General features: G+C 70.6%; 20 protein-coding genes and 1 pseudogene. 7 read left to right on the top strand and 14 right to left on the bottom strand.

The window, feature by feature from the left end; all coding sequences use genetic code 11:
• Positions 1 to 50: 50 nt before the first annotated feature.
• The 4 genes and pseudogenes from AFR_RS24165 to AFR_RS24150 form a co-directional block, all read right to left on the bottom strand.
• Positions 51 to 1,481 carry a nitroreductase family protein gene (locus AFR_RS24165; protein WP_023363661.1) on the bottom strand — a complete coding sequence of 477 codons (1,431 nt, stop codon included), beginning with the start codon at positions 1,479 to 1,481 and terminating at the stop codon, positions 51 to 53.
• A gap of 16 nt (positions 1,482 to 1,497) precedes the next feature.
• Entirely contained in the window at positions 1,498 to 2,616 is a 1,119-nt protein-coding gene (locus AFR_RS43860) for a hypothetical protein (protein ID WP_023363660.1), read from the bottom strand.
• A gap of 172 nt (positions 2,617 to 2,788) precedes the next feature.
• Positions 2,789 to 3,079: pseudogene (locus AFR_RS48720) on the bottom strand (DUF6114 domain-containing protein); the annotation flags it as partial.
• Positions 3,080 to 3,166: 87 nt separating this feature from the next.
• On the bottom strand, positions 3,167 to 3,796 hold the full coding sequence (locus AFR_RS24150) for a DUF6230 family protein (RefSeq protein WP_023363659.1): 630 nt from the start codon (positions 3,794 to 3,796) through the stop codon (positions 3,167 to 3,169).
• A 435-nt stretch (positions 3,797 to 4,231) separates the two neighbouring features.
• Here AFR_RS24150 and AFR_RS24145 point away from each other — a divergent pair, with 435 nt between their 5' ends.
• Together AFR_RS24145 and AFR_RS24140 are read left to right on the top strand one after the other, a co-directional pair.
• The gene (locus AFR_RS24145; protein ID WP_023363658.1) at positions 4,232 to 5,842 is read left to right on the top strand and encodes a sensor histidine kinase; all 1,611 of its coding nucleotides are present in this window, start codon (positions 4,232 to 4,234) and stop codon (positions 5,840 to 5,842) included.
• 1 nt (position 5,843) lies between these two features.
• Positions 5,844 to 7,769: an ATP-binding protein gene (locus tag AFR_RS24140; RefSeq protein WP_238547127.1), complete on the top strand. Its 1,926-nt coding sequence runs from the start codon at positions 5,844 to 5,846 to the stop codon at positions 7,767 to 7,769.
• Positions 7,770 to 7,773: 4 nt separating this feature from the next.
• On the opposite strand, the gene AFR_RS24135 is transcribed toward AFR_RS24140, so the two are convergent.
• A complete protein-coding gene (locus AFR_RS24135) occupies positions 7,774 to 8,145 on the bottom strand; it encodes a hypothetical protein (protein WP_023363656.1) in 372 nt (123 codons plus the stop codon).
• A 115-nt stretch (positions 8,146 to 8,260) separates the two neighbouring features.
• Here AFR_RS24135 and AFR_RS24130 point away from each other — a divergent pair, with 115 nt between their 5' ends.
• Together AFR_RS24130 and AFR_RS24125 are read left to right on the top strand one after the other, a co-directional pair.
• On the top strand, positions 8,261 to 8,830 hold the full coding sequence (locus AFR_RS24130; protein ID WP_023363655.1) for a hypothetical protein: 570 nt from the start codon (positions 8,261 to 8,263) through the stop codon (positions 8,828 to 8,830).
• Positions 8,831 to 8,949: 119 nt separating this feature from the next.
• Positions 8,950 to 11,376, top strand: coding sequence for a glycogen/starch/alpha-glucan phosphorylase (locus AFR_RS24125; protein WP_023363654.1), 2,427 nt, complete (start codon positions 8,950 to 8,952; stop codon positions 11,374 to 11,376).
• Positions 11,377 to 11,429: 53 nt separating this feature from the next.
• On the opposite strand, the gene AFR_RS24120 is transcribed toward AFR_RS24125, so the two are convergent.
• The 3 genes from AFR_RS24120 to AFR_RS24110 all read right to left on the bottom strand — a co-directional run bounded on the left by AFR_RS24120 (position 11,430) and on the right by AFR_RS24110 (position 14,764).
• Positions 11,430 to 12,344 (bottom strand): carbohydrate ABC transporter permease, encoded by a 915-nt coding sequence (locus AFR_RS24120; RefSeq protein WP_041841087.1) that lies wholly within the window; start codon positions 12,342 to 12,344, stop codon positions 11,430 to 11,432.
• Positions 12,341 to 13,324 (bottom strand): carbohydrate ABC transporter permease, encoded by a 984-nt coding sequence (locus AFR_RS24115; RefSeq protein ID WP_023363652.1) that lies wholly within the window; start codon positions 13,322 to 13,324, stop codon positions 12,341 to 12,343. The genes AFR_RS24120 and AFR_RS24115 overlap by 4 nt, the downstream gene beginning before the upstream one ends.
• A 75-nt stretch (positions 13,325 to 13,399) precedes the next feature.
• Positions 13,400 to 14,764: an ABC transporter substrate-binding protein gene (locus tag AFR_RS24110; RefSeq protein ID WP_023363651.1), complete on the bottom strand. Its 1,365-nt coding sequence runs from the start codon at positions 14,762 to 14,764 to the stop codon at positions 13,400 to 13,402.
• A gap of 259 nt (positions 14,765 to 15,023) precedes the next feature.
• On the opposite strand from AFR_RS24110, the gene AFR_RS24105 reads away from it, so the two are divergent.
• Positions 15,024 to 16,082 (top strand): DUF6183 family protein, encoded by a 1,059-nt coding sequence (locus AFR_RS24105; RefSeq protein WP_023363650.1) that lies wholly within the window; start codon positions 15,024 to 15,026, stop codon positions 16,080 to 16,082.
• Between the two features lie 32 nt (positions 16,083 to 16,114).
• Here the strand turns inward: AFR_RS24105 and AFR_RS24100 are convergent, their stop codons facing one another.
• Together AFR_RS24100 and AFR_RS24095 are read right to left on the bottom strand one after the other, a co-directional pair.
• Positions 16,115 to 16,363, bottom strand: coding sequence for a hypothetical protein (locus AFR_RS24100; RefSeq protein WP_023363649.1), 249 nt, complete (start codon positions 16,361 to 16,363; stop codon positions 16,115 to 16,117).
• 62 nt (positions 16,364 to 16,425) lie between these two features.
• Complete coding sequence (locus tag AFR_RS24095; RefSeq protein WP_023363648.1) at positions 16,426 to 17,319, bottom strand: LysR family transcriptional regulator; 894 nt, start codon at positions 17,317 to 17,319, stop codon at positions 16,426 to 16,428.
• Between the two features lie 69 nt (positions 17,320 to 17,388).
• On the opposite strand from AFR_RS24095, the gene AFR_RS24090 reads away from it, so the two are divergent.
• The gene (locus AFR_RS24090; protein WP_023363647.1) at positions 17,389 to 18,270 is read left to right on the top strand and encodes an NmrA family NAD(P)-binding protein; all 882 of its coding nucleotides are present in this window, start codon (positions 17,389 to 17,391) and stop codon (positions 18,268 to 18,270) included.
• Here the strand turns inward: AFR_RS24090 and AFR_RS24085 are convergent.
• Together AFR_RS24085 and AFR_RS24080 are read right to left on the bottom strand one after the other, a co-directional pair.
• A complete protein-coding gene (locus AFR_RS24085) occupies positions 18,263 to 19,249 on the bottom strand; it encodes a TerC/Alx family metal homeostasis membrane protein (RefSeq protein WP_023363646.1) in 987 nt (328 codons plus the stop codon). The two genes, AFR_RS24090 and AFR_RS24085, sit on opposite strands and share 8 nt — an antisense overlap.
• A 39-nt stretch (positions 19,250 to 19,288) precedes the next feature.
• Positions 19,289 to 20,311 (bottom strand): DMT family transporter, encoded by a 1,023-nt coding sequence (locus AFR_RS24080; RefSeq protein WP_023363645.1) that lies wholly within the window; start codon positions 20,309 to 20,311, stop codon positions 19,289 to 19,291.
• A 36-nt stretch (positions 20,312 to 20,347) separates the two neighbouring features.
• Here AFR_RS24080 and AFR_RS24075 point away from each other — a divergent pair, with 36 nt between their 5' ends.
• Entirely contained in the window at positions 20,348 to 20,854 is a 507-nt protein-coding gene (locus AFR_RS24075) for a MarR family winged helix-turn-helix transcriptional regulator (RefSeq protein ID WP_023363644.1), read from the top strand.
• A 359-nt stretch (positions 20,855 to 21,213) separates the two neighbouring features.
• Here AFR_RS24075 and AFR_RS24070 read toward each other — a convergent pair whose 3' ends face one another.
• Together AFR_RS24070 and AFR_RS24065 are read right to left on the bottom strand one after the other, a co-directional pair.
• A complete protein-coding gene (locus AFR_RS24070) occupies positions 21,214 to 22,353 on the bottom strand; it encodes an RNA polymerase sigma factor (RefSeq protein ID WP_023363643.1) in 1,140 nt (379 codons plus the stop codon).
• 8 nt (positions 22,354 to 22,361) lie between these two features.
• Positions 22,362 to 22,769, bottom strand: coding sequence for a YciI family protein (locus AFR_RS24065; RefSeq protein WP_023363642.1), 408 nt, complete (start codon positions 22,767 to 22,769; stop codon positions 22,362 to 22,364).
• Positions 22,770 to 22,846 lie beyond the last annotated feature (77 nt).

Raw genomic sequence — 22,846 nt, 5'->3', positions numbered from 1 at the left:
GCTACGGCGAGCCGGTGGCCCGCGCTTCTCGATTCCTGATCGGTACGCCCTCAGCCCCCGAGTCGCGGCGTCACCGGCCGCACCGCGACGGGCGCACCGGGCCCACCACCCGCCCGGGAGGCGTACTCCGGCACACCCACGCAGGTGAAGATCAGGGTGGCGAGGTCGTCACCGGCGCCGAGCAGGGCGGGGACCTCGGTGTCCAGGAACGTCATGCCGGACGCGCTCGCACCCAGGGCGTACGCGGCGAGGTGCAACCGGCCCTCGACCAGGCCGGCGGCGAGCTGCGCGTCGCGGTAGCTCCGGTCGTCGAGCCCGGCCAGCGGTGCGGCGGCGATCGCCACGTACGCCGCGTCGCCGGCCAGCGACTGGTCGAGGCCGATACGCAGCAGCTCGGAGCGCAGATCCCCGGTGGTCGCAGGCTCGGTGTCCGGCCACCTGTAGAGGCCCGGTGTCACGTCGTCGACGCCGTGCACGGCGACCCAGTGCGGCACCGGCACGCCGCGCAGCGCCGCGGCCATCGGCCACTCGAGCAGCTCCCGGGGCAGCGTGGCGGACCGGTCCATGCGCCGCTGCGAGCCGCGCCGGCGGATGACCGCGTCGACGCCGTCGGACTCCGGATGGTCCGGCAGCACCGGGCCGTCCGGCCAGGGCTCGCCGAGCTCGTCGCGGTCACCGGCACGCTGGGCGGCGGTGCACAACGGGAACTCGACCTGCGGCAGCTCACCGGTCACGGCCGATCCGGCCGCACCGATCGCCGGGTCGCCGTCGCCGAGCGACAGCAGGGCCAGGGGATATTCGTGGACGCCGTCGGCGCCGACGAGTTCCCGCACGGCGGAGTCGGGAAAGAGCGTGCGCAGCCGCGGGTTCAGGCCGGCGCTGGAGGCCGCCGCGGACAGTTGCGACAGCACCGTGCCCGCGTCCCAGTAGAGGTGGCGCCAGCCGCGTTCGGCGTACCGCCAGCCGGTGCGCCACGGGACGCCGGTGAGGACCAGGGTGGTCGTCGTGCCGGTGGCCGCGGGGCCGACGGTGACCAGCGCGTGCTGTTCCGGGTCGTACCAGTGGACCCCGTCGGGGATGCCGTCGACGTCGCGGGTGCTCGCGTACAGCTCGAGGGGGAAGCGGGCGCCGGCCGAGCCGGCCGCGCGGTAGAGGATGTGGCGTCCGCCGCGCTCGGCGGTGCGCACCACACCGGCGCCGAGGAAGAGCACCCGCCCGAGCTGGGCGGCGTCGAGCGGCTGCCGCGGGCCGGCGATCCCGGCCAGGACCGCGGTCGCGGCGATCGTGGGCTCGGGCAGCTCGCGGGGCAGAGCGAGCCGCGGCAGGCCCGGGTAACCCTTGACCGGCGGCGGCACGGTGGCCGGGTCGTTCGGGGTCAGGTCGTGACGCACCCGCGGATCGTCGACCGGCACGTCCCAGTCGCGGTCCGGCGTGTACGAGGTCAGGCGGTGCAGCAGGCCGGCGCCGGATTCGAGGTCCATCCGGCCATCCTGCCGGTCAGGCTTTCTCGCTGAGATCGAGGGGCTTGGCCTTGAGGGTGTCGCAGCGGACGAACGCCAGGTTGATCTCGACGTCGGTGAACCACAGCACCGGCAGGGTCAGCGGTGGCGGCGACTCGGGGGTGAAGGTGACCGGGATGACGCCGAACAGCTTGCCCTTGAACGACGGCGCGTAGAAACGCACGTTGCCCTCGGTGGACAGCTCCTTGCTCTCGATCAGGGTGGTGTGACCGCCGACCTCGGGGATGGTCAGCTTGAACGGCTTGTTCACGGCCTTGTCCATGCTGAACTTCAGCGCGGACACGGTGCCGGTTGCCGTCGGGAGCTCGACCACGCCGTCGTAGGTGGAGTTGTACATCGTCAGCCTGTCGGTCTCGAGCGTGCCGCCCTTGATCGAGACGTCCGGGACGTCGTCCGGCCCGGCCTTCTTGAAGACCCGCGGGCCGAGGCAGGGGATGTCCGACAGACTCGGCGTCGGGGACGGTGACGCCGAGCCTGACGGGGACGGGGTTGCCGACGGGTCCTTCGACTCCGAGGGCGTCGCGGTCGGCGTGGTGGTCGGTCCGGTGGTCGCGGTAGGCGTGGGATCCGCGGTGGGCGTGGGATCCGCGGTAGGAGTGGGATCCGCGGTGGGCGTCGGGTCCGGCGTCGGTTCCGCCTCTTCGCCGAGGCCGAGCAGGTCCCCGACCCCGTCGACGAGGCCGTTCCAGCCGTCGGCGATCGGGTTGCCGGTCTTGGCGTCCGTCGCGGCGGGCCCGGGTGTGGCCGGTTCGGAGGTCTTGGCGCTCGGGCTCGCCTTCGGGGGCTTCTTCCTGGCGACCGTCCGGGCCGGTGACGGCTCGGCCGAGGACTGCCGGGCTGCTTCCTTCTCGGCCGCGGCTGCGGGACGCGACGGCAGGCCGTCGGGGCACTCCGGTTCGGCGCGGGCCGGGGTGTGGCTGCCGGCGATGAGCACGGCGGCGGTCACGACGAGCGGCACCAGCGTGATGGCCAGGGCCTTGCGGTGGATGCCCCGCGACGACGGCGGGGGCGGCGGGTCCTCGGGATAGTGCTGGGCGCGCGGTTGCGGCACGGGCCGCTCGTCGTCCGGCCCGCCGGTGAAGCCCGGCACGATCATGGTGGCGGCCGGGTCCTGCCGCTCGGCCGGGTGCTCGGCGGTCTCGGCTTCCGGGGGTGTCCGACGGCTCCTCGGCGGCCGACGGCACCGGGCCGGGCCGGGGACGGGCGGGGGCCCAGGCCAGCACCAGGGCGCCGCCGATGATGCCGAGGACCATGCCGGCGAAGAAGCCGCCGAGGTTCAGGCCGATCAGCGAGTAGACCGCGGTGAGCAGCCCCAGGATGCCGTAGAAGAGCCGTTGGGCCGGGGTGACCCAGCTCAGCGTGCCGCAGAGGATCAGCAGCAGCGGGAGCAGGTAGGACAGGAAACCCTCGGGACCGAAGTGGACCTGCAGATCACCCAGCGTCAGGTTGGCGCTGAGGAACAGCTCCAGCCCGGCGACGAGGAGCAGGAGCCCGCCCCAGAACGGCCGCGCTCGCCGCCAGCGGCGGAAACCGCCCGGCGACGTACTTGCTGTTGCCACGTACTCCTCCAGAAGAAATGGTGCCCGGCCCCCCGGCGTGGTGGAGGCCCGCGGGTGGTGCGCCCCCGCGGGCCTCCGGGTCCTACCTCAGAAGCATTCCGGCGGCTTGCCGTTGCTGCCCGGCAGGTTGATCTTCATGTTCAGGCCCGTGAGCGTGAACGTGCCCGCGGTGGTCGACAGGGCGGTCTGGGTGAGGCCGTTGATCGTGACGTGCTGGGCCTCCTGACCGAACTCGCCCTTCTTGCCCTTGGCGTCCTTGCCGCCCAGCCCGAGGGTCGACGCGTCCTGGCCGATGTTGATGTCCGTGAACTCCGCGTCGCCGCTGAGCTCGCTGACACCGATCAGCAGGTTGGTCGCCTTCGCCGGGCTGTCCGCGTCGCGGCCCGCCCGGATGGTGAGGCTGATCGGCAGGTTCGGGACCTTGACCGACTGGCACAGGTTGTAGAGCTTCGCCGAGGCGATACCGGAGATCGCGACCGGGATCGACTTGCCGTCGGCGGTCTCGACCGAACCGCCGTACTGGGCGAAACCGGTGCCGTCGAGCTTGTCAGCCGAGATCTTGAACGACTGACCCGACACCGCGAACGTGGCGGCGAACGCCCCGTTGGCCATGCCGAAGACCAAGGCACCGGCGGCAGCGGTGGGAACTGCCACCGCTACGGCGAAACGGCGCCAGTTGGTGCGACCGTAGGCCGGATCGCCTTGCGCATCCTTCACGGATCCTCCTCGTGGGAAGTGGGGAACGGCTGCGGCCGCACCACCGTGCGGCTCGCATCGCGGGCGACCCCAGGCCATCCGGTGACATGCAGAGCCATCGATGCGGCCGTCTTAACGTGCGGGAAATGTTGCATCCACCGGGCGACGAGGACAAGAGGCCTGGCTACCGGCCAGTAACCCGGCCGAAACGGGTTCCGTGACGGAAAGTGACGATCAACGATGGGGACGCTGTCGAGATGGGTCGCTAACGGACACATCGGTTCGGCGGGCGGGGTGTGATGGTCACCACACGGTTAAGTTACGGATAGGTAACAACTTTCAGGAAGCTCACAGGTGTGTGCACGAAGCGTGCGTCGACCACATCTTCAAGTCCGCGCAATTCCTGCCGAATTAGGTCACGTCGGCAAGTGATGCGTGAGGGCGGGAGACGGGTCGGTGGGTGGAGACGAGCAGCAGCGTCTCGCGGCGTTGCACGAGTACCGCATGCTCGACGCTCCCGCCGACGACGAGCTGGAGGCCGTAGTCCGCGTCGCCGCGATGGTCGCCGGGGTGCCGACCGCCACGCTCAACCTGATCGACGAGCACCGCCAGTGCCAGCTCACCAGCACCGGCTTCGAGGGCGGGATCTCACCGCGCTCCGACTCGATGTGTGCCGTCCGTTTCCGCCAGGGCGAGTTCGTCTGGGTCCGCGACGCGAGCACCGACCCCGTCTACCGGGCCAACCCCTGGGTCACCGGTGTGCTGGCCGATGTCCGTTTTTATGCTTCCGCCCCGCTGGTCACACCCCAGGGGCACGCGCTCGGCACGCTGTGCGTCTTCGACTCGGAACCCCGCGACCTCACCGGTGAGCAGATCGCCCGTCTGGAGGATCTCGCCCAGGTGATCCTCGCGCTGTTCGAGCGGCGCCGGCAGGCCCGGATCAACGGCGAGCTCGCCGCCGAGGCCGAGGCCCGCCAGCAGTTCACCGACGCCGTGCTGGAGACCATCGACGTCGCCGTGGTCGCCGCCGACCCCGCCGGGCATCTCGCCCTCTTCAACCGGGCGGCCCGCGACTGGCACGGCCTGGACGCCGACCCGTCGGTGGCGCCCGGCGACCTGCCCGACACCTACCGGCTGTTCCGGACCGACGGGGTGACGCCGTTGCCGGGTGACGAGGTGCCGCTGATGCGCGCCCTGCACGGCGGTGCGGTCAGCGGTGCCGAGATGGTCATCCGTTCCCCCGGCGGGCAGGCTCGTCACGTCGTGGCCGGTGGTCGTGCCCTCACCGCCGCCGACGGTTCGGTCGCGGGGGCGGTCGTCGCGATGAGTGACGTGACCGCCGACCGGGCGCAACGGCACGCCCTCGAGCAGGCCCACGCCGAGCTGCTGCGCTCCAACGGTGAGCTGGAGCAGTTCGCCGCCGTGGTCGGTCACGACCTCGCCGCACCCCTGGGCGTTGTCAACGGCTACCTGGAACTGCTCGGCGACGACTACGACGCGGTGCTCGACGACCGCGCCCGCAAGTGGATCAATTCCGCCACCCGGGCCGTCGCCCGCATGCAGGGCCTGATCGAAGCCATGATCACGTACGCGCGGGCGGGCAGCGAACCGTGCCGCCGCCAGCTCGCCGACCTGGGTGACGTGGTCGACCAGGCGCTCATGGACCTGCGCGACCGGGTACGCGAGAGCGGCGCGACGATCACGGTCCCGGCCCTGCCCACGCTGGCCTGCGACCCCACTCTGCTGCGCCAGCTGCTGCAGAACCTCATCGGCAACGGCATCAAGTACCGCGACCCCGGCCGCCCGTGCCACATCGGCGTGGGCGCCGAGCTCCGCGACGACGAGTGGCTCGTCACCGTGACCGACAACGGCCTCGGCATCCCCGCCGACCAGCGCCGCCGCGTCTTCGAGATGTTCGCCCGCGCCGACCCGCACCACCGCGCGGGGCACGGTATCGGCCTGTCCACCTGCCAGCGCATCGTCGAGCGGCACGGCGGCCGGATCTGGGCCGGCGCCGCACCCGGCGGCACGGGCACCACCATCTCCTTCACCCTCCCGGCGGTCTGACGTGCTCTCCGTCAAAGCCCGCGCACGAGCCGCGGTGGTGGCGCTCATGGTGCTGTTCGTCGGCGTCGTGGTCACCCAGATGGTCGTCAGCGACAAGTTGCAGTCCGGGCACGCCCGGCGCGCGGACCGCCTCGAGGCCGCCCGGGACGCCAACGTCGCCGTCCTGCAGCACATGACCGATGCCGAGACCGGCGTGCGCGGGTTCCAGCTCTCCGGCGACAAGGCGTTTCTGGACCCGTACGACAAGGGGCGCGCCGGGGCGTTCACGGCGCTGGACGAGGTCACCACGGAGTCGACCGACCCGACGGTGCTGCGCCGCCTCGTCGACGAACGGGCGGCCGCGTCGCGGTGGCTCTACGCGTACGCGTACCCGATCGTCAACGCCGGTGTGGCCGATCCCCGCTTCGCCCGGACCGCGCGGGGCAAGCAGCTGTTCGACGACATCCGGATCACGAATGCGGCGGTCGACGCCGCGATCCACGCCGAGCAGCAGCGGGTCGCCGCGGCCGACCGGCGTCTGTCGTGGCTGGCCCAGGTGCTGTTCGCGCTGCTGGCCGTGGGCTTCCTCGGGGTCGTCCTGCTGTTCGCCTCGTTCGGCCGGCGGCTGCTGCTGGCGCCGCTCGAGCACATGCGTGAGACGCTGCAGCGGCTCGCCGCCGGTGAGCTCTCGGCGCGTGCCGTGCCGGCCGGGCCCGCCGAGATGCGCGCGGTCACCGGCACCCTGAACCGGCTGGCAGCGGAGACCGAGCGGCTGCTGACCGCCGACGTGGCCCGGGCCGCGCGGACCGACCTGCGGCAGGCCGTCTCGGTGGCTTTGCGCGACAACCGCGACCCCGTGGTCACCGCGCGGCAGGTGGCTGCCCTGGTCAGTGACGCGCTGGGCGCCGACGCCGTGCACGGCCAGGTCTCCGTGGACGCCACGAACGGCATCAAGGTGCGCTGGCCCGCGAACGCACCGTCGCTGTCGGCCCGGGTCGTCCGGGACATCCTCGACGGTGCACCGGGTGTCGTGCTGGACGTCCCGCACGTCGAAGGGGCCGTAGCCGTACCTCTCGGTGGTGACGCCGACTGCCCGCCCGGGCTGCTCTACGTCGTCCGCCACGACCGCCCCGAGTGGTCCGCCGACGAGCGCCGGCTGCTGGCGACGCTGGCCCGCGAGGTCGACCACGCCGTCCGTCAGCAGCGCCTGCAGTACCGCCAGGCCCGCCTGATCAACGAGCTGCGGGTCCTCGACGAACGCAAGGACGCCTTCGTGGCGACGGTGACCCACGAGCTGCGGACACCGCTGACGAGCATCCTCGGGTACACGGAGATGCTGGCCGACGGCGACGGCGGTGAGCTCTCCACGATGCAGCAGCGTGGTGTCACGGCGATCCTGCGCAACGCCCACCGGCTGCACGAGACCGTGTCGGACCTGCTCCTGCTCGACCGCGCGAACAACACCGTCGGCGCTGGTGCCGTACGCGTGGACCTGTCGGCCGTGACCGCGACCGTGCACGCGGAGTTCGAGCCGGTGGCCCGCGGCCGTGAGGTCACGCTGACCGGCACGGCCGAGCCCGTCTGGGTGGACGGTGACGCCGGGCAGCTCGAGCGCGTCCTGCGCAATCTGCTGGACAACGCGATGAAGTTCACCGGTTCCGGCGGCGAGGTCACCTACGGCCTGTGCGCGCGGGACGGCCGTGCGGTGCTGACGGTGACCGACACCGGCATCGGCATCCCCGAGGGCGACCTGGCCGGCCTCTTCACGCCGTTCCACCGCGCGGCGAACGCGATGGACCAGGCGGTGCAGGGCTCCGGCCTGGGCCTGGCCATCGTCCGCAACATCGTGACCGAGCACGGCGGCTCGGTGACGGTCTCCTCACGACTGGCCCACGGCAGCACCTTCACCGTCTCGTTGCCGCTGGTCCCCGCCCCGTTGCCCGCCTGACACCTCAGCGGGGCGGCCGGAAGGCGGACCAGAGCTGGCCCCCGATGATGCACACCAGGGCCGCGACCCAGATGACGGTGACCACCGGGTCGGTCGAGCCGAACTGGAGAACACCGAAGACACCGATGCCGACGCCCAAGACAGCGGCCAGGACGGCGACGGCCTTGGGTGGTCGCAGGCCCTCACGGGGACCGATGCTCCAGAAACGGCGTGTCAGGCCGGCCAGGACGAAGGCCGCCACACCCAGCCACAGCACCGCGAACCAGCTGAAGCCGTCACGGACGATCGTGATGATGCCGAAGAGCAGCAGCAGTGCGCCGACCACCAGCGCGGCGATGGCGATCGGCCGGCTCGGCCGCAGATCGAACCCGGTCATGGTCCCGCACTACCCAGGCCGTGCTGCTCCGCAACCATCGGGCAACCGTCCGCACGACCGTTCGGCAACCGGGGCTCGCGAGGATGAACTTCCCCCGATCGAGGAGATTCCCCTGATGCGTCTGCGTCGCACCGCTGTTGCCGCCGTCCTGGCCGCCGGCATCGTGATCCCCGCCGTCTCCGGCGCGGCCGTCGCCTTCGCGCAGCCGCCGGCCCCGTCGGCCACGGCCGCCAAGGCCACCCCGAAGCCCAGCAAGACCACCAAACCCGCCAAGCCGTCCCGTACGCCGTTCGCGGCCTCCGGCACGGTCAGCTCCACCGACGTGGCGGCCGGGACCGTCACCGTGCTCGTCAAGGGCGGCACCAAGGACGTCCGCCGCCAGACGGTGACCGTGACCGTCGCCGCGAACGCCCGGATCGAGATCAACGGCCGGCGCGGGACGATCGCCGGGCTCGGGGCGGGACACCGGATCACGGTGACCGGCACCCGCGTCTCCGGTGTCTACACGGCGACGCGGATCAGCGCCAAGGGAGCCAAGACGCCGGTGGTGAAGCCCAGCCCCACCGTGACGCCCAGCCCCACCGTCACCCCGAGTCCCACGCCGAGCATCGAACCCACCAGCCCCGCTCCGGACGACGACGTCACCGAGGACCCCGAGGACCACGAGGACGAAACGTCCGAGTAAGACCGAGAAAACGCCCCGTCCGGTACCCACCGGGCGGGGCGTTTGCGATCACCGTTGATACTCCCCGTGAGACTGTCGAAGGACGGCGGATCAGCACCCGTCGGGGAGGGAACACAGCCGTGACCTATGTGACGCCGCACCCGAGCAACACGCCCGGTGACTTCGGCCGTGACCTGCTCAGCAACCTGTACTACCAGCGCGGCACGACACTCGAGTCGGCCAGCGCCCAGGACGCGTACCACTCGCTGGCGCTGACCGTCCGCGACCGGCTCGTCGACCGGTACATCCGGACCGCCGCCGCGCACTACCAGGCGAACCCGCGGTTCATCTACTACCTGTCGGCCGAGTACATGCTGGGCAAGCAGCTCGACCAGAACCTGCTCTACTCCGGAACGGCGGACTGCGCCCGCAGCGCTCTCGCCGGGCTGGGGCTCTCGCCCGCCGAGCTGGATGCGCTCGACGTCGAGCCGGGGCTCGGCAACGGCGGCCTGGGCCGGCTCGCCGCCTGCCTGCTCGACGCCATGGCCACGCTGGACATCCCCGCGGTCGGCTACGGCATCCGCTACGACTTCGGCATCTTCAAGCAGGCGTTCGAGGACGGTGCCCAGGTCGAACGTCCCGACGACTGGACCTTCTACGGCAACCCGTGGGAGTTCCACGCCTCCGACGACCAGCAGACCGTCGGCTTCTACGGCCACACCGAGCCGCTCGACGGTGTCCGCAAGAGCTGGGTGCCCGGCGAGATCGTCATGGGCGAGCCGAGCCACATGCTGGTCCCCGGGTACGCGACCAGCACCGTCAACATCATCCGGCTGTGGCGCGCCCGGGCCAGCCGCGAGTCGTTCGACCTGTCCCGCTTCGGCGCCGGGCAGTACGGCGAGGCGGTCGAGGAGATCGTCCGCTCGGAGAACATCAGCAAGGTGCTCTACCCGGACGACAGCACCGAGCTCGGCCGCGAGCTGCGCCTCAAGCAGCAGCACTTCCTGGTCACCTGCGCACTGCGGGACATCGTGCGGCGGTTCCGGCTGCGCAACAGCGACTGGGACGACTTCGCGGGCAAGGTCGTCATCCAGCTCAACGACACCCACCCGGTCATGGCGATCGCCGAGCTGATGCGCATGCTCGTCGACGAGGAGGGCCTCGAGTGGGACCACGCCTGGTCGATCACGCGGCGGGTCTTCGCGTACACGTGTCACACGCTGTTGCCCGAGGCTCTGGAGACCTGGCCGGTGCGGCTGGTGCAGCGGCTGCTGCCCCGGCACATGGAGATCATCTTTCTGATCAACCACCTGTTCCTGCGGGAGGTCTCCGCCCGGTACCCCGGTGACGACGGCAAGCTGCGCGAACTCTCGATCATCGCCGAGGGTGACGAGCAGCGGGTCCGGATGGCGCACCTGGCCGTCGTGGGCAGCTCGGCGGTCAACGGCGTGGCGGAGCTGCACTCGCGGCTGCTCGCCGCGACGACCCTGCACGGGTTCGCCGAGCTGTGGCCGGGCCGGTTCCACAACGTCACCAACGGTGTCTCCCCGCGCCGCTTCGTGCGGCTGGCCAACCCGCGGCTGTCCGAGCTGATCACCGAGCGGCTCGGTGACGACCGCTGGCTGAGCGACCTGGACCGTCTCGGCGGGCTCGAGTCCGCCGCGGACGACCCGGAGTTCCAGGAGCGGTGGCGGCAGGTCAAACGGCTCAACCGGCAGGACCTGGCGGACCAGGCGCTGGCCACGACCGGTGTCGCCCTCGACCCCGACGCGCTCTGCGACGTGATGATCAAGCGGTTCCACGAGTACAAGCGGCAGCTGCTGCGGGTGTTGCACGTGGTCGTGATGCATCACCGCATCCGGCGTGGTGAGGTCGCCGACGTGGTCCCGCGCTCGATCGTCTTCGGGGGCAAGGCGGCACCCGGCTACTACGCCGCGAAGCGGATCATGCAGCTGGCGAACACCGTCGCGGGCATGGTGAACGAGGATCCGGCCGTGTCGCCGTACCTGAAAATGATCTTCCTGCCGGACTACAACGTGTCCCGGGCGCAGCTGATCATTCCGGCCGCGGACCTGTCCGAGCAGATCTCCCTGGCCGGCAAGGAGGCGTCGGGCACCAGCAACATGAAGCTGGCGCTCAACGGCGCGCTGACCATCGGCACCCTCGACGGCGCCAACGTCGAGATCCGTGACCGGGTCGGCGCCGAGAACTTCTTCCTCTTCGGCCTGGACACCGCCGAGGTCGCCGCGGTCCGCGAGAAGGGCTACCGCTCCCGCGACTTCTACGAGCGGGACGAGGAACTGCGCGAGGTCGTCGACACGGTGGCCCGGCTGGAGCCGCAGATCGCCGACGACCTGCTCAACCACGACGAGTACCTGACGCTGGCCGACTTCCGGGCGTACGTGGACTGCCAGGACCGGGTGGCCCGGGCCTGGCGCGACACGGCGGGGTGGACCCGCGCGTCGATCCTCAACACGGCGCGCAGCGGCTTCTTCTCCTCCGACCGCACCGTGCGCGACTACTGCCGCGACATCTGGCACGTCACGCCCGTACCGGTGGGGGAGTAGCACGAAGGCCCGTGACCGCCGGAGCGGTCACGGGCCTGTCCGGGCCGGGTTCGTCAGCCCTTGACGCTGCCCGCGAGCAGGCCGCGGACGAAGTAGCGCTGGAGCACCAGGAAGATGGTGACCGGCACCAGGATCGAGACGAAGGCGCCCGCGGAGAGCAGGTGCCAGGCGGTGCCGCGCGTGCCGCTGAGGTTGGCCAGCGCGACGGTGATCGGGGCGACCGAGTCGCCACCACCGGCGAAGGTGAGGGCGACCAGCAGGTCGTTCCACACCCAGAGGAACTGGAAGATGCCGAACGCCGCCAGGGCGGGCCGCAGCAGCGGCAGCAGCACCCGGAAGAAGATCGACACGTGCCCGGCCCCGTCGACCCGGGCCGCCTCGAGCAGGCCGGCCGGGATCTCCTTCATGAAGTTGTGCAGCAGGTAGATCGCCAGCGGCAGGCCGAAGATCGAGTGCGACAACCAGATGGTCCAGAACGTGTTGGCCAGGCCGGCGTCCACGTACAGGGTCAGCAGGGGGATCAGCGTGACCTGCAGCGGCACGATCTGCAGGGCGAAGATCGCGAGGAACAGGATGTTGCGGCCCGGGAACTTGATCCAGGCGAACGCGTACGCGGCCAGGCAGGCGAGGCTCATCGGGATGATCACCGAGGGGATGGTGATCACCAGCGAGTTCACGAAGAAGGAGCCGAGACCGGCACCCTCCTCCGAGTCCAGCACGGCCTTGTAGTTGTCCATCGTGAACGTCGGGTCACTGAAGAACGTCCACCATCCGGTCGTCTTGATCGCCCGCTCGGGGCGGAACGACGACACCAGCAATCCGAACGTCGGCAGCGTCCAGAGCACCGCGATGATGAGTGCCGCCAGCGAGGCCCAGGGCGAGGTGAGCTTCTTCTTCGCGATGGACGAGGCTTTTACCTTCTCGGCCACCAGCGGAGCGGGCGTCACCGGCGGAGTCGTGGTTGTCATAGCGCCTCCGATTGACGGATCTGCCGGATGTTGTAGGCGACGATCGGGATGACCAGCACGAACAGCAGCACGGCGAGTGCGGAGCCCAGGCCCTGGTTGTCGCTGCGGAAACTCTGGCTGTAGAACTCGTTGGCGATGACGCTGGTGTCGAACTGGCCACCGGTCATCGTGCGCACGATGTCGAAGACCTTCAGCGTGCCGATGCCGATCGTGGTCAGCACGACCACGACGGCCGGGCGGATCGCCGGCAGGGTCACGAAGCGGAACATGCCCCACGGGCCGACGCCGTCGAGACGCGCGGCCTCGATGATGTCGTCCGGGATCGCCTTGATGGCCGCCGACAGCACGGTCATGGCAAAACCGGCCTGGATCCAGATCATGACCACGATCAGCAGGAACGTGTTGAGCGGCGAGTCGACCAGCCACTGCTGGGGGCTGCCGCCGAGCCAGACCAGCACCTGGTTGAGCAGGCCGATCTGCTTGACGTTGGCCTGGTCGGGCCGGAACTCGTAGACGAACTTCCAGATGATCGACGCGCCTACGAACGAGATCGCCATGGGCAGGAAGATCAGGGCCTTCGCGAACGACTCCAGCTTGGCCTTGTCCACGAGGATCGCGTAGAGCAGGCCGACCCCGGTGGCCACGAAGGGCGTCACCACGACCCAGAACACGGTGTTGCGCAGCACCGTCAGCTGATCGGAGTCCGTGAAGATCGTCTTGTAGTTGTCGATCCCGATGAACGCGCTGCCTGCGGCGTCGAAGAACGACTCGTAGATGGTGCGCAGACCGGGATAGAGCAGCCCGACGATCAGCATGATCAGCGTCGGGGCGAGATAGGAATAGGCGACGATACGGTCACCGCGGCGGCCGCCGAAGCGCCCCGCGATGAACAGGATGATGCCCACGACCGCGGCGAAGAGAAGGATCGCAGCGAACATCTGCGTGAACTTCTCGGCGGTGGTGTCGGCGGTGTCGAACACGCGACCCGTACCTCCTCGGGAGAGCGGTGGGGCCGGCCACCAAACGGCGACCGGCCCCGGGGTGAAGATTCAGATCTACTTCGGCCAAGCCTTCTCGATGTTGTCCACCGTCGTCTTGGTGTCCTGACCGGTGATCCAGCTCGTGGCCTGCTTCCAGTACGCGTTCGAGCCCACGGCGGCCGGCATCTGGTCCGAGCCGTCGAAGCGGAACGTCGTCTTGGGGTCGAGCAGGATCGTCGCCGCCAGCTTGTCGACCGGGTTGCTCAGGTTGTTCGGGTCGATGCCCTTGTTGGCGCTGACCCAGCCCTGCGAGGCCTTCGCCTTGATGTTCGCCCAGGTGTCCGTGGACAGGTACGTCTGGAAGGCCTTGACCTCCGGACGGTCCGCGAACGCCACGTTGAACTCGCCACCACCGAGGACGGGCTTGGACGCGGCGTCCTTGCCCGGCAGGTAGAACGCGAAGACGTCGCCGTCCTCGGCCACCTTGGCGTCCTTCGGGAAGTTGGCCGCGTAGAAGCTGGCCTGGCGGTGCAGCGAGCAGGTGCCCTCGAGGATCGGCAGGCCGCCGTCCTGGAACGTGGTCGTGGCGATGCTCTTGACGTCGCCCAGACCGCCGTTGACGTACGCGTCGTTCTTCAGGTACCCACCGACCGCGTCCAGCGCCGCCGTCGACTCGGGGCCGTTGAACGGGATCTCGTGGCTGACCCACTTGTCGTACGTCTCCGGCCCGGACAGCCGCAGCATCATGTCCTCGTGCCAGTCGGTGATCGGCCAGCCGGTGGCCTCACCACTGGCGATGCCGGCGCACCACGGCTTCTTCTTGTCCGCGACCATCTTGTCGGTCAGGGCCTTGAGCTCGTCGAGCGTCGTCGGCACCGTGTAACCGGAGTCCTTGAACTCGGTCGGCGAGTACCAGACGAGCGACTTGACGCTGGCACCCGACGGCGCGCCGTAGAACTTGCCGTCGACGGTCGCGTACGCCTTCCAGTCCTTGCCCCAGAACTTGTCGACGTTCGCCGCGACCTCGGCGGGCGCCTCGACGGCCTTGCCGGTCGCCACGAGCTGCTTGAGCAGGCCGGGCTGCGGCACGATCGCCAGGTCCGGCGGGTTGCCCGCCTTGGCGCGGACCAGGATCTGCGTCTCGAACGACTTGTCACCCTCGTACTTGATGGTGACGCCGGTGCAGTCCTCGAAGGGCTTGTAAGAGTCCTTGTAGGCCTTGTCCTCGGGCGTCACGATGCCCGTGTAGACCGAGACCGTCTTGCCCTTCAGATCTCCGAACGAGCTGAACTGCGCGCAGTCGATCGCCTGCGTAGCCGTGTTGGAATCGTCGTCCGAGTCGTCACTTCCGCCGCAAGCGGCGAGACCGAACACCAGGCCTACGCCCACAGTGCCGGCGAGCGCGCTCCTGAAGCGCGGACTCTTGGATTGACCGAACATCCCTCTCCCTATGTCACATCACGCCGGGGCGTGACAACACCGTCACCGTCTCCGGTTCCCCCGCGTGTCAGTCAAGAGGTGGAAACTGTGTTTCGCAATGTTTCCGCTTGATCAACCGAATAACGATTCAGCAGCGGGCCAGCAGAGACCTTAAACGGTTAAGAAAACTTACTGTGAGCGGGCCCTCCCTGAGCGCACCTTTTCAGCAACCTTTCGGCGAAGAAGTACGACACTTCGCGCGCTCAGTACAGTGATGACCATGAGTGACGACGACCCCCGGGCCCTCGCGGCCGGGCTCGCCGGTCGGAATGACGTCACCGGCCTGTGGGAGATCGCCGAGCGGCACCTCCACGCCGGCGACGCGGCCTTCGTGGCGGATCTCGGCATCGCGATGTGGCGGCGGCACGGGAAGGACACCTCGCCGCCGTGGCAGTTCCGCAGCGCCTTCGACCGGATGCTGCGGCTGCTGACCCTGACACCGGGAACGCTCGACCAGGCCCTGCGGTTGATCGCGGTCTCCCCGGACCGCCGCCACGCCCGCTACGCCGCGTCGCTGCTCGCCTCGGCCCACTCCGCTGCCGAGCTGGAGATCGTCCTTCGGGGCAGCGCCGCGCAGGAGCTCCGCGCCTGCCTGGCGCACGAGCTGGTTCTCCGCGGCGCCGAGGCTCCCGGTCTCGGTTTTCACCCGCTCGCCTGGCTGCCGCGCACGCTGACACCCCTGGAGGGCCGGCCCAGCCTTCCGCACTACCACGTCAACGGCGGCAGCGGGGACGTTCCCGGTCTGTCGGTCGAGCCCTTCCACGGTCACGGTCCGGTTCCCCCGGTACGCGAGACGACGACCGCCCAAGACTCCGCAGCGATCGGGGCGGCGGTGGCGACGTGGGCCGAGGAGTCGAACGGCCGGGTCGAGGCCCGGATCTACGCCCTGGACGCCGACCTGCACCCGGACGCGGTCGTGGACACGCTGGCCACACTGGACGCCGAGTGCCTGGGCGGGCTGAAGTCCGGCCCCGGGCCGTGCACGGCGACGCAGGCGTGGGAGCAGTTGTTCCTGGCCGCATCCGGCGGTGGTGCGTACCCCTCGGGTGCTTTCGGGGCCTACGGGCGGTTGCTCGCCTGGCAATCGGTTGCAGCCCTGGTGGGCGCGCCGCCGGACGCGCCGGCGGCCGAGGTCGAGGCGCTGGCGCACGCCGGTTCGTGGTGGTCCTTCGCCGCGACCACCGGCTGGTTCGACAACATCGCCTGGGACGTCGGCCTCGCGGTCGTCTCACCGGACCGCCGCCGCCTCGCCCTGCTGGCCGCCACCGACACCGACTGACCGCCCCCTGGCAGTCGGCGGCGGAGCGGCGGTCAGCCGCGGACCGAGCGGCGGTGCGAGCGGCCGATGAACGGCTGGAACCCGGAGTCCGGGATGCGGCCGGCGAGGAACGGCTGGCCCGGCAGGTTGCGGCGGGAACGGCGGTGCCGCCGGGGCGTGGGGGAGCCGGGGTGCGTGGTCCCGGCCGTGAGGTACTTACGGCCCCGGACCGGCTGCCACGCCGCTGCCTTCCAGATCGGGGGCAGGCGCAGCTCCGGGCGCGGTGTCACGACGATGAGCATGTCCCGCATCCTGCCGGTGCGGAGCGGTCCGCGCGACCGAGATATCGCCCGGCGGGGTTCGCTCAGCGGCCCCTCGTGGGTTCGGCGGGCGCTGGCACGGTACGGGCGCCGGCCGCCGCGGTCGCGACGCGGACGAAGGCGGCCACGGCCGGTGAGCGGGAGTGCTGCGGCCAGGCCAGGGCCAGCGTGGACGGAGTCAGGTCGACGACCGGCCGGTACGCGATGCCCGGCCGCGGATGCCGGTGGGCGACCGAGGCCGGCAGGAACCACAGGATGGTGCCGACCTCGATCAGGTTGAAGATCTGGGCCAGATCCAGCGCCGGCCGGTTCGGGTCCGCCGGACGGGTGCCGCCCTCCTCCGCCGGGCTGCCGTCGAGCTCGGTGCGGCCGGTCAGGTCGGCCAGCCGCAGCACGGAGTGCGCGGCGAGCGGGTCGGCAGCGGCCATGGCGACCACCCGGGGCTCGGTGAGCAGCTCCTCGACGTCGAGGTCGGTGGCGTCGAACGGCACGGGCAGCAGCGCCACGTCCGCCCGGCCGTCGCGGAGCGCCGGCACCTGCTCGCCACGCCCGCCCAGCAGCAGCTCGACCGGCAGGGCGGCTTCCTCCTCCTGGTACGCGTCCAGGAGGAGCGGCAGCAGCCCGGCGTCGTAGTCGGCCTTGAGCGCCAGCCGCAGCGCGGGCGCGGGACAACCGGCGTGGCGGGCGCGCCGGGCAGCCGCGGTCACGGCGTCCAGGGCAATCCGCGCGTCGCGCAGCAGCACCTCCCCGGCGGGCGTGAGCGCGACCTGCCGTGTGGTGCGGACGAGGAGCTGGACGCCGAGCTGCCGTTCCAGCTCCCGGATCGCCCGCGACAGCGGTGGCTGGGCCATGCCGAGGCGTTCGGCGGCCCGCCCGAAGTGCAGTTCCTCGGCCACGGCCACGAAGTAGCGCAGCTGCCGGACCTCCAGGTCACTCATATCGCCAGGGTATCAATGGCGACCGGATCGGTCCTTCAGTCGCGGCCGCGGGCGGCGTTGACTGATCACATGATCGTCATCAGCACACCCACCGGCGCCATCGGAAGCCAGGTGGTGCAGAACCTCCTCGACCGGAACGCGCCCGTCCGCGTCATCGCCCGCAACCCCGACAAGCTCGACCCGGCTGTGCGGGAGGCCGTCGAGGTCGTCCAAGGCTCGCTCGACGACCCCGATGTGGTCACCAAGGCCTTCGCCGGCGCCGACGCGGTCTTCTGGCTCGTCCCGCCCGACCCGAAGGCTGCGAGCCTCGAGGCCGCGTACGTCGACTTCACCCGCCCCGCCGCCGCGGCCTTCGCGAGCCAGGGCGTCGGCCGCGTGGTCGGCGTCTCGGCCCTCGGCCGCGGCACACCCGTCGAGAAGGAGTCCGGTTACGTCCACTGGTCCCTGCGTACGGACGACCTGATCGCGGCCACGGGCGTGCCCTATCGCGCGCTGACGATGCCGTCGTTCATGGACAACATCCTGCGTGCGGTGCCGTCGATCCGTACCGAGGGAGTTTTCACCGACTGCCTGCCCGGCGACACCAGGCGGCCGACCTGCGCCACCCGCGACATCGCCGCCGCGGCGGCCCGGCTCCTGCTCGACGACACCTGGACCGGCCACGGCAGCGTGCCGGTGCTGGGCCCCGAGGACCTCTCCTTCGACGACATGGCCGCCGTCATGACCGACGTGCTCGGCCGCCCGGTCCGCTACCAGCAGGTCCCGGCCGAGACGATCAAGGCCAGGCTCCTCGGGTACGGCATGACGGAAGCCATGGCGCAAGGACGGATCGACATGATGGCCGCCAAGGAGAACGGCCTCGATTCCGCCGAACCGCGGACGCCGGAGTCCTCCAGCCCCACCACCTTCCGGCAGTGGTGCGAGGAGGTGCTCCGGCCCGCGGTCAGCTGACCTCGACCTTCTCGCGCTCCTCGGCCTCGTCGCGGCGGTTGGCCCGGAGACTGGTGAGGGTGACGGTGACCAGCACGCCCAGGATGACCACGAGGGAGAGCGGTGTCGGCACGTCCGGCACCTGCGACCAGACCGTGTGCGCCCAGTGCAGCACCAGCTTCACCCCGATGAACGCCAGGATGATGCCGAGACCGTGGTTGAGGTGCCGCAGCTTGCTCAGGGCGTTGTGCAGGACGAAGTAGAGCGCCCGCAGACCGAGCAGCGCAAAGGCGTTCGTCGCGAAGACGATGTACGGGTCGTCGGTGACGCCGTAGACGGCCGGCACCGAGTCGACGGCGAAGACGATGTCGGTCACGAAGACGGCGACGACCACGAGGGCCATCGGGGTCAGCGCCCGGCGGCCCGCCTTCCTGATGGTCAGGGCGGCGCCGTGGTACTCCTTCGTGACCGGCATCAGCCGGCGCAGGAGCCGCACGCTGCGCATCGTGTCGATGTCGACCTGCTGCTCGTGGCCGCGGATCGCGTCACGCATCACCTTGGCCGCGGTGACCAGCAGGATCCCGCCGAAGAGCAGGAACGCCCAGCTCCCCGCGCTGATGACCACGGCGCCGAGCGCGATGAAGATCGCGCGCAGGACGAGAGCCCCCACGATGCCGTAGAGCAGAACCCGCTGTGCCAGCGCCGGTGGCACCGCGAACGCCGCCAGCAGCAGCATGAAGACGAACAGGTTGTCGACCGACAGCGACTTCTCGACGACCCAGCCGGTGAAGAACTCCATGGACACCGTGCCGCCGTAGACCGGCCACAGGATCAGGCCGAACACCACGGGCAGGGCCAGGTAGAAGACGGTCCAGCCGACCGCCTCGCGCATCGGCACGTCGTGCGGCCGGCGCGTGATCGCGAAGTCCAGGGCGAGCAGGCCCAGGAGGACGGCGATGGTGACACCCCAGAGCAGGGGGGAGCCGATGGATTCGAGCACGGAGCCTCCTCAGACACGCGTAACTGTCTGAGGTCTCCCTCACCCGCCGGCGTCCGGCGAGCGACCGCCCGGGGTTCCCACCGGGGAACCGTACTGACCGGGTCGATCTGTCGAGGTACTCCCCTCGAGCGGCAGCTTAGGGGCGTTCCCTGGATGATCCCTGAGAGCGGTGACGGCGACAACACCGACCAGGACCAGCGCAAACCCCAGCAACTCCAGCAGTGCGGGCCACCGGGCCTCGAGCATGTAGGAGTACGCGTACCCGGCGACGGTCTCGGTGGTGATGAGCAGGCCGGCCAGGGTCGTCGACAACCGGCTCGACGCCTCGTTCCACAACCAGGTGGCGCCCCACGAGACGGCGATGCCGAGCGCGGCGCTCGCGGCGAGGAAATCGCCCACCTCGCCCCCGGCGCCGGTCGACGGTCCGGTGACGAGGGCGACCGGCACGAGGAGCAGGGCGAGCCCGCCCGTGGCGACGCCGATGACCGCCGCCCACAGCGATCCGCCGAGGTCCGGGTGGCGTCTGAGGAAGGTCGCGTTCCCGATCCCGTAACTCGTCCACAGCACGATCGCGCCGGTGCTCGCGGCCAGCCCGACGGCCATCTCCGCCGCCGATCCGCCGGCGGGGTGCAGGATCCCCGGGCCACTCACCACGGCCAGCCCGGCACTGACCAGCACCAGCGGACCGGCCAGGTGCCGCCACCGGTAGCGGTGCTCGCGAAGGTTGGCGACCGCGGCCATGACCACCGGGATGGAACCGATCAGCACGGTGGTGATCGGTGCGCCGGCGGTCTGAATGGCCACCACGAGCAGCAGGTAGTAGGCGACGTTGCCGGTCGCCGCGTACAGCAGGGCGTGACGCCAGTGGCGACGGGCGGTGTGCAGCGTCCCGGGTCGCCGACGTGCGATCAAAGCGATGACCAGGACCGAGACGATCCCGTACGCCAGATAGCGGCCCGTGGTGATCGCCACGGGTGACCACCCGGGGGCCAGAGCCGGCAGCACGAAGGCCAGCCCCCACAGCAGCCCCGCGCCGGTGCCGAGTGTGATTCCTCGTGTCATCTGGACAGCCGCCTCCTAGAGCGCCAGTATCTATGTATGAGTGTTGCATATACATCGAGGGTCGGGAACCTCCTGGGCGCGCTGTCCCTCGCTGTGGTGGACGACCTGCGGATGGCGACCTCCGATGCCGCTGTGGTGCAGCTGGCGGATCATCCCGGGCTCACGATCGTCGAGCTGGGGCGCCGGCTCGGCCTGACGCACTCCGCGGCCGTACGGATGATTGATCAGCTCGAGTCTCGGGCTCTGGTCACGCGGGCCAGGTCCGACCAGGACCGGCGGTCGGTGGTGCTGACGCTGACGGCGGCCGGGCAGCAGAAGGCGGCCGACGTGCTGGCCGCGCGTTCGGCGGTGCTGGCGACAGTTCTCGAGCCGTTGTCCGCCCAGGACCGTGACCAGCTCGAACGGCTCCTCGATCTGGTCCTCGACGCCCTGCCGCGCAGCGCGGACCATGCGACCGTCGTCTGCCGGATGTGCGAGCTGGCGGCGTGCCCGCAACGCGAGTGCCCGGTCGAGCTGAGCTATCTGCGCCACCGGCAAGAGTGAGTCCGGGACGGTCGACGCTGTGGGGCGGTGCCCGGCCATCGGTCCTGCCCAGCTTTCTTGCAGGCCCGACTTCCTTGAAGTTGGGCCTTCGCCCGACTTCCTTGAAGTTGGGCCTTCGCCCGACTTCCTTGAAGTTGGGCCTTCGCCCGACTTCCTTGAAGTTGGGCCTTCGCCCGACTTCCTTGAAGTTGGGCCTTAGCGATCCAGTCGTCGCGGGCTGACTCTCCACGTCGGCCTGCTGCCGGCCGGTCTACTGCTGGCCGGTCTGCTGTCGGTCGGTCTGCTGCTGGCCGGTCTGCTGTCGGTCGGTCTGCTGCCGGTCGGTCTGCTGCTGGCCGGCCTGTTGTCGGCCGGCCTGCTCAGAGGCGGGAGTTGAGGCGGGCGGCCTGCCGGGTCAGGTGGTCGCGTTCGGCGAGGTTGGGTGCCTGGCGGGCGGCCTCGGCGTAGAGCCGCGCCGCCTTCGGCAGGTCGCCGTCGCGTTCGGTGAGGTAGGCCGACACCGCCGTGTGGCGGGGGAGTGAGTCGTCCAGCGCGGCGAGCGCCGCCAGGCCGGCGCGGGGGCCGTCGGCCTCGCCGACCGCCACCGCCCGGTTGAGGCGGGCCACCGGGCTGCCGGTCAGCTTGATGAGCTCGTCGTACCACTCGACGATCTGCACCCAGTCGGTCTCCGCGGCGGCCGGTGCGTCGGCGTGGAGGGCAGCGACGGCGGCCTGGGCCTGGAACTCTCCCAGCCGGTCGCGGGCGAGGGCCGCCTGCAAGATCTCGACACCCTCCGCGATCATCGTGGTGTTCCACCGGCTGCGGTCCTGCTCGGCGAGCGGCACCAGGCTGCCGTCCGGCGCTGTCCGGGCGTTGCGCCGGGCGTGGTGGAGCAGCATCAGGGCGAGGAGCCCCGCCACCTCGGGGTGGTCGATCGCGGCCGCGACCTGCCGGGTCAGCCGGATGGCCTCGGCGGCCAGGTCGACGTCGCCGGAGTAACCCTCGTTGAAGACCAGATAAAGCACGCGCAGCACGGTGGCGACGTCCCCGGGCTGGTCGAAGCGGACGCCCGAGACGGTGCGTTTGGCCCGGCTGATGCGCTGCGCCATGGTCGCCTCGGGCACCAGGTAGGCCTGGGCGATCTGCCGGGTGGTCAGCCCGCCGACGGCGCGCAGGGTGAGGGCGACCGCCGACGACGGGGTCAGCGACGGATGCGCGCACAGGAAGTAGAGCTGCAGCGTGTCGTCGCTCGCCGGCACCGGTCCGGGCGCGGGCTCGTCGTCGACGAGGTCCTCGCGCCGGCGCCGGGCGGTGTCCGCCCGGGTCGCGTCGAGGAACTTGCGCCAGGCCGCGGTGACCAGCCAGCCCTTCGGGTCGCGGGGCGGGTCGTCCGGCCACACCCGGACCGCCTCGACCAGCGCGTCCTGCACGGCATCCTCGGCCGCCGCGAAGCCTGCCCCGCGGCGGACGAGGATGCCGAGAACGCCCGGTGTGAGGCTCCGGAGCAGGAGCTCGTCCACCGGAACGGTCACTCCGAGATGGTGGGCAGCTCGGTCAGGAACGGCCGCAGCTCGAGCCACTCGTGGATCGGCCGGCCGCCGGCCCCGGGCGCGGCCGACAGCTCCCCGGCCAGCTCGACCGCCCGGTCCTGGCTGTCGACGTCGATGATCATCCAGCCGGCGATCAGGTCCTTGGTCTCGGCGAACGGACCGTCGGTGACCGGCGGGCGGCCCTCCCCGTCGTAACGGACGAACATCCCCTCGGGGGCCAGCGCCTGACCGTCGACGTACTCCCCGGTCTTCTCGAGCCGGTCCGCGAAGTCCTGCATGTACTGCATGTGCGCCGAGATCTCCTCCGGCGTCCACTTGTCCATCGACACGTCGTTGACCGCCGCCGGGGCGCCGCGGTAGTGCTTGAGCAGCAGAAACTTTGCCATCGTGATTCTCCTCGGTGCTGGTGCGACCCATTGTCGCCGCGTTCACGACCGGGGACGCAGCCGGTCACGGATTCTCG

The sequence above is a fragment of the Amorphoplanes friuliensis DSM 7358 genome (assembly GCF_000494755.1).
GTDB classification, from domain to species: Bacteria; Actinomycetota; Actinomycetes; order Mycobacteriales; family Micromonosporaceae; genus Actinoplanes; species Actinoplanes friuliensis.
Note: the sequence above shows the minus strand (reverse complement) of the source record. Positions and strands in the feature narration are given on the sequence as shown.

Coding starts and splice junctions, on each gene's coding strand:
- AFR_RS24165 (WP_023363661.1), bottom strand. CDS start 1,481: ATGGACCTCGAATCCGGCGCCGGCCTGCTGCACCGCCTGACCTCGTAC.
- AFR_RS43860 (WP_023363660.1), bottom strand. CDS start 2,616: ATGATCGTGCCGGGCTTCACCGGCGGGCCGGACGACGAGCGGCCCGTG.
- AFR_RS24135 (WP_023363656.1), bottom strand. CDS start 8,145: ATGACCGGGTTCGATCTGCGGCCGAGCCGGCCGATCGCCATCGCCGCG.
- AFR_RS24130 (WP_023363655.1), top strand. CDS start 8,261: ATGCGTCTGCGTCGCACCGCTGTTGCCGCCGTCCTGGCCGCCGGCATC.
- AFR_RS24120 (WP_041841087.1), bottom strand. CDS start 12,344: ATGACAACCACGACTCCGCCGGTGACGCCCGCTCCGCTGGTGGCCGAG.
- AFR_RS24110 (WP_023363651.1), bottom strand. CDS start 14,764: ATGTTCGGTCAATCCAAGAGTCCGCGCTTCAGGAGCGCGCTCGCCGGC.
- AFR_RS24105 (WP_023363650.1), top strand. CDS start 15,024: ATGAGTGACGACGACCCCCGGGCCCTCGCGGCCGGGCTCGCCGGTCGG.
- AFR_RS24100 (WP_023363649.1), bottom strand. CDS start 16,363: ATGCTCATCGTCGTGACACCGCGCCCGGAGCTGCGCCTGCCCCCGATC.
- AFR_RS24095 (WP_023363648.1), bottom strand. CDS start 17,319: ATGAGTGACCTGGAGGTCCGGCAGCTGCGCTACTTCGTGGCCGTGGCC.
- AFR_RS24090 (WP_023363647.1), top strand. CDS start 17,389: ATGATCGTCATCAGCACACCCACCGGCGCCATCGGAAGCCAGGTGGTG.
- AFR_RS24080 (WP_023363645.1), bottom strand. CDS start 20,311: ATGACACGAGGAATCACACTCGGCACCGGCGCGGGGCTGCTGTGGGGG.
- AFR_RS24075 (WP_023363644.1), top strand. CDS start 20,348: ATGAGTGTTGCATATACATCGAGGGTCGGGAACCTCCTGGGCGCGCTG.
- AFR_RS24065 (WP_023363642.1), bottom strand. CDS start 22,769: ATGGCAAAGTTTCTGCTGCTCAAGCACTACCGCGGCGCCCCGGCGGCG.